This is a genomic window from Teichococcus aerophilus, from assembly GCF_014490485.1.
In the GTDB taxonomy this organism is placed as follows: Bacteria; Pseudomonadota; Alphaproteobacteria; order Acetobacterales; family Acetobacteraceae; genus Pseudoroseomonas; species Pseudoroseomonas aerophila.
In genome coordinates, this window is the sequence record NZ_JACTVA010000100.1 from 1 (window position 1) to 6069 (window position 6069).

Annotated in this window: 3 protein-coding genes; 2 read left to right on the top strand and 1 reads right to left on the bottom strand. The window is 71.6% G+C overall.

What is annotated here, in order from left to right:
- Positions 1–4123 (bottom strand): NAD-glutamate dehydrogenase (locus IBL26_RS24915; RefSeq protein ID WP_187787204.1); only part of this gene is annotated, 4123 nt, incomplete at its 3' end.
- A gap of 170 nt (positions 4124–4293) precedes the next feature.
- Between IBL26_RS24915 and IBL26_RS24920 the strand changes: the two genes are divergently transcribed.
- Entirely contained in the window at positions 4294–5517 is a 1224-nt protein-coding gene (locus tag IBL26_RS24920; protein WP_187787205.1) for a cupin domain-containing protein, read from the top strand.
- Positions 5514–6069: OmpA family protein (locus IBL26_RS24925; RefSeq protein ID WP_187787206.1), on the top strand; the 556-nt coding region annotated here is incomplete at its 3' end. The genes IBL26_RS24920 and IBL26_RS24925, both read left to right, overlap by 4 nt.

Below are 6069 nucleotides of genomic sequence, written 5' to 3' on the forward strand. Positions count from 1 at the left end.
CATCCCGGCGCGGACCGGCAGCGGCCGGCGCGGCGTCGGCGGCGTTCGCCGCCTGGTCCAGCCCCAGCAGCCGGTCGGCCAGGATGGCGGCGCGCGCGGCCTCGGCCGGGCCGGTTCCCGCCGCCAGCCGTGCCAGCCCTGCCGGGCCGATGCGGTTGGCGACGAGGTTGGCCAGGATGGTCGCCAGCAATTCCCGCCGCAGTCGGTGGTGGGCGATGGCGTCGCCGAATTCCCGCTGCAGCGGCTGCGGGAAGTAGTCCTGCAACAGCGGCTGCAGGGCGGGGTCGTCTGGCAGGTCGCTGGCCTCGATCGCGTCGGTCAGCCACAGCTTCGCGAAGGGCAGCAGCGCCGCCAGCTCCGGCCGGGTCAGGGCCTCGCCGCCGGCGATGCGGTCGGCCAGGGCGGTGGCATCCGGCAGGCCGGCCACGGCACGGTCCAGCAGCCCGGCCGCTTCCAGCCGCGTCATCAGCGCGGCGTGGGCGGGCAGGGCATCGGCCCCGGCCGCTTCCTCCAGGCTGACGGCCAGGGATTGCTCGGCATTGTCCCGCAGCACCAGGGCGGCCACCTCGTCCGTCATCTCCCGCAGCAGCGTGTCGCGCCGCTGGATGGTGATGGCGCCGGAGGCTTTCACGTCGGCCAGCAGGATCTTGATGTTCACCTCGTGGTCGGAGGTGGAGACACCGGCCGAGTTGTCCAGCGCGTCGGTGTTCAGCTTCACGCCCTGCCGTGCCGCCTCGATGCGCCCGGCCTGGGTGATGGCAAGGTTGGCGCCCTCCCCCAGCACCCGCACACGCAGGTCCTGGCCATCGACGCGGATGGCATCGTTGGCACGGTCCCCGGCCTCGGCCTGGGTCTCGGCGGAGGCTTTGATGTAGGTGCCGATGCCGCCGAAATAGAGCAGGTCCACCTGCGCCTTCAGGATGGCGCGCATCACGGTCGCCGGGTCCGGCTTCTGCGCCTCGATCCCCAGCAGCTCACGCGCACGGTCCGAGAGCGGGATGAAGCGGGCGTTGCGCGGATAGACGCCGCCCCCCTCGCTGACCTTGCGCACGTCGTAGTCGGCCCAGGAGGAACGCGGCAGCGCGAAGATGCGCGCCCGCTCCTCGTAGGAGGACGCGGCGTCGGGATCGGGGTCGATGAAGATGTGGCGGTGGTCGAAGGCCGCGATCAGCTTGGTCTGCTTCGAGACGAGCAGGCCGTTGCCGAACACATCGCCCGACATGTCGCCGACGCCGACGACGGTGAACGGCTCCTTCTGGATGTCGTGGCCCAGCTCGGCGAAGTGGCGGGCGATCATCACCCAGGCGCCCTTGGCGGTGATGCCCATCGCCTTGTGGTCGTAGCCCTGGCTGCCGCCGCTCGCGAAGGCGTCGTCCAGCCAGAAGCCGTATTCCTGCGCCAGACCGTTGGCGATGTCGCTGAAGGTGGCGGTGCCTTTGTCGGCGGCGGCGACGATATAGGGATCGTCGCCATCCCGCCGCACCACGTCGGCGGGCGGGATCACCTCGGCGCCGCGCAGGTTGTCGGTGATGTCCAGCATGCCGCGGATCAGCGTCTTGTAGGCAGCGATGCCGGTGGCCATGAAGGCCTCACGGTCACTCGCCGGCGGCACGTTGCCCTTCAGGACGAAGCCGCCCTTGGCGCCGGTCGGCACGATGACGACGTTCTTCAGCCGCTGCGCCTTCATCAGGCCCAGGATCTCGGTGCGGAAATCCTCCCGCCGGTCGGACCAGCGGATGCCGCCGCGCGCCACGGCGCCGGAGCGCAAGTGGCAGCCTTCCATATGCGGCGCATGGACGAAGATTTCGCGCCACGGGCGCGGCGCCGGCATCTCGCCCGCCAGCGCGCTCTCGATCTTCAGCGAGAGATACGGCTTCTCCTGGTGGAAGTTAGTGCGCAGCACCGCGTCCAGCACCGTCCGCAGGCGGGAGAGGATGCGATCGGCATCCGGGTCCTCGATCTGGTCCATCAGGGCCGACCACTCGGCCTCGATGCGCTGCTCCTCCGCCGCGTTGCGCGCGGCAGCCGGGTCGAAGCGGGCCTGGAACAGGTCCACCAGCAGGCGCGCCGCCTTCGGCTCGCTGGCCAGCGCGGCCTCCACGCTGCCCTGGGCAAAAGCAAAACCCACCTGCTTCAGCCAGCGGAACAGCGCCCGCAGCAGCCAGGCCTCCCGCCAGGCCAGCCCGGCGCGGGCAACCAGGCGGTTGAAGCCATCGGCCTCCACCCGCCCTTCCAGCAGGGCGGAAAGTGCTTCGAGCAACGCCTGGAAGCGCGGCTCGGCGATATCGGCCCCGGCTTCCAGGGCAAAGACATGCAACACCACGCGGCCGCCATTCGGCAAGGCGAAGTGGTGCGCGGTCTCCTCGATCGCGCGCAGGTCCAGGCTCTCGAACAGCGGCAGCACGTCAGCCAGCGGCAGCGGCCCGCCCGGATGTGCCAGCCGCAGGGTCAGCACGCGGTCCCCCGCCCCCGGCGCCCGGTCCAGCCGCGCGGCGGCGCGGCCATTGGCCAGGGCGGATTCGGCCATCTGGATGTCGGCCACCGCCGTCGTCGTCGTGGTCTGGTTGGCATAGAAGCCGGAGAAGGCGTCCGACCAGCGGGCCAGCGTCTCGGCGGCGCGCGCCTCGCCCAGCTCGGCGGTCAGTGCCTCGCCCAGCCGGTCGTTGAAGGAACGGGCGGCCTGGGTGACGGCGGCTTCCAGCGCCGCGTCGTCCACCGCCGGTACCTCACCCGGGCGGGTGCCGATGATGTAGTGCACCCGCGCCAGCGGCCCGTCGCCCAGCGCGATGTGGAAGGCGGAAAGCCGGCCGCGGAAGGCACGGGCCAGGATGCCGCCGACACTCTCCCGCAAGCGGGTATCGAAGGTATCGCGCGGCAGCCACGCGATGGCGGAGATGAAGCGCTCGAACGGGTCGCGCCGCAGCACCAGCGCGGCGCGCGGACGGATGGAAAGGTCCAGCGCCCGGCGGGCACCTTCCAGGATGGCGGCCTCGTCGGCCTGGAACAGCTCGTCGCGCGGCCAGGTGTCCAGGATGTTGCGCAGCGCGCGGCCGTCATGGCTCTCCGGCGCCACCCCGGCGGTCTCCAGGATGCGTTCCACCTTGGCGCCCAGCCAGGGGATGCTGCGCGGGTTGCGGTTGTAGGCGCTGGCGGCGAACAGCCCCAGGAACAACCGGATGCCGACGACGCGGCCATCGGTGCCGAACACCCGCGTCGCCACCACGTCGGCGTGCTGCGGGCGATGGACGCGGGCGCGCATGTTGGCCTTGGCGATGGTCAGCGCCACGCCATCCTGCAACTGCGCCAACACGGCGGCGGGAATGGCCGAGAGGTCGCGCAGCGTATCGAACACCGGCAGGGATTCGTCGCGCAGCAGGCCCAGCCCGTCCTCGATGCGCGGCGCCGGCTCCAGCCGCAGCAGGCGGTGGCCGAGGCAGATGAAGTTCTCATCCGCCATCCAGCGCAGGAAGGCCTGGCCGGCGGCGGCATCCGGCGCATGGGCGATCTCGGCCCCCGCTTCCTCCAGCCGCTTCAGAATGGCGGGGAAGTCGGAGACGGCGGTGCGCACCTCGGCCATCGCCTGGCGCAGCGCCACCTCCACCTCGTCCCAGCTCTCGGCGGGCGCGTGGTGGTCGCCGGTCAGTCGCACCGGGGTCGGCGCGATCTCGACATGCATCATGCTCTCGGCGGTGCCGGCCTCGTCCAGGCCCAGCAACTGGCCGGCGGCATCGCGCTTCACCCGCACCACCGGGTGCAGCAGCCGGCGCACGGTGCGCCCGGCCAGAGTCAGCCCGGCCAGCACGCTTTCCACCAGGAAGGGCATGTCGTCGGTGACGATCTCGGCCAGCGCCACGCTGCCCCGGCCGGGGCCGGGCGGCAGCAGGCGCACCTTGGCCTCGCCCGGCACGCGCGTCGCGGCATGGGCGTAGAGGCTGGCGGCGGCCGCGGCCAGGCGCTCGGGCGACTCGGCGGCCAGTTCGGCGGTGGGCAGGGCGTCAGCCAGGCGGTGCAGCAGGGTCGCGGCGTCCTCCGGCAGCGCCGGCGCCTGCCGCCGCAGGCCTTCCACGGCCGCCCGCAGCAGTTCCGCGCGCGCGCCACCTTCGATCGAGCTTCCGTCCGGCATCACGCTATCCTCTCCGCAACCGTTCTGGCTGCCCCCAAGGATCGGCCGCATGAGCGCGCGGTTCAACCCATGCCGGTGCCTTTTATGGTTTCAATCTGCAAAATTTTTAGGCACCAAAATCCTGCGCCAGCGCCATTCTCAAACGGCTCGCAACAGGCCTAATCTGCGGCATGAGCATGACACTCGCCGACATCCTGGCCCCGATCACCCCGGAACAGTTCTTCGCCGAGTATTACGACAAACAGCCGCTCCATGTCCCGGGTGGCGCGGCGAAGTTCGCCTCCGTGCTGTCCTGGCGGCAGATCAACCGCCTGCTGGACCAGACGCATATCTGGTCCAGCCAGTCGCTGAAGCTGGTGCGCGAAGGCGTGGCCGTGCCGGCCGAGCAATATTGCACCCGCAACACCAGCCGCGACGGCGCGCCTATCCTGCAGCCGGATGCCGGCTTGGTATCCCAGTGGATCAGCCGCGGTGCCAGCGTCGTCATGAACGACGTGGACAGCCTGACCCCCGGCCTCACCGCCGTCTCCGCCGCGCTGGAAGGCGCCGGGCTCGGCAAGGCGCAGGCCAATGTCTACATCTCCTGGCAGAGCCATAAGGCCTTCCACTCCCATTTCGACACGCACGACGTCTGGGCCGTGCAGGTGGAAGGGGAAAAGTACTGGAACGTCTGGGAAGGCCGCGCCGAATGGCCGATCGCCCACCCGGTGTTCAAGGGCCTGGGGCAGGAGCACCACGACCGCGCCAAGGGCAAGCTGCGCGGCAAGATCCTGGTGAAGACCGGGGACCTGCTCTACCTGCCGCGCGGCTGGTACCACGACGCGCTGGCCGAGGCGCCGGCCTCCGTCCACATCGCCTTCGGCGTGCACGCGCCGCTGGGGATGGACCTGGTGAACATGCTGCTGGAACGCGTGCTGTACGACACCGCCTTCCGCCAGCCGCTGCCGCGCCAGGATGGAACCGCCGCCGCCCGCTTCGCGTTGACCAGCCGTGCCGCCCAGCTTGGGCAGCGCCTGTCGGAGCTGACGCGGGACCCCAAGGTGATGGAAGTGCTGGCCAAATTCGTCGCCGATTATCGCTACAACCGTGGCGGCAACGACCTGCTGGCGGCGCGCGGCCTCTCCGACTCCAGCGCCCCGGCCGTGGATGTGGGGGAGAGCGCGACCTTCCGCATCGCCACCCCCGGCGCCAAGCCGGTGCGGCGGGGCGCGGAGTGGCAGTTGAAGGCCCCCTCCGGCACCCTCTCCCTGGTCCCCGCCGAGGCCGAGGCCGCCAGCTGGCTGCTGGCCCGCACCGACGTCGCCGAAGCCGAACTGCGTGCCGCCCATCCCGCCATCGACGCGACCGGCCTGCTTGCCAAGCTGGCCGACGCCGGAGTCCTCGCCCCGACATGATGCATCCCCTGCTCGGTACCTTCACCGCTGCGCTGGCCCTGGCCCTGCCCCTACTGGCCGCCGCCACTGCCCAAGCGCAGCCGCGCGACTTCAAATGCATCGGTGCCGAGCGCCTGGAGGACGATGTCTTCGAGGTTCCCTTCCCCGCCCGCAGCGCCCGCCCGGCGCCCGCCGCCCGCACCCCCGTGGCCGCCGCCGCCGCCCTGGCGGCCGCCGATCCCTCCCGCAACATCTGCGTGCTCGGCCACTCCACCCGCGAAGGCGGGCAGAGCAGCACCACCCAGCTGGCCGCCCGCCGGGCGCGCGAAGTGTCCGAGATGCTGGCCGTCGGCCATGGCATCGAGCGGGACCGTATCCGCGCCGAAGCCCGCAACCCCGGCTTCAGCCGCCGCACCGAAAACCGCGAGGCCCGCAGCGTGACCATCGTCGTGCTGCCCAGCGCCGGGCCGGCACCCGAGCCGCGCACGCCGCCGGCACGCGCCGCCACCCCGCCAGCCGCGACTCCGCCCGCCACCAGCGCCCCGGCCACTTCGCCCCCCGCGAACAACGCCC

What these genes read in the sequence shown, in the direction of transcription:
- IBL26_RS24920 (WP_187787205.1), top strand. Translation starts at nt 4,294, where the DNA reads ATGAGCATGACACTCGCCGACATCCTGGCCCCGATCACCCCGGAACAG.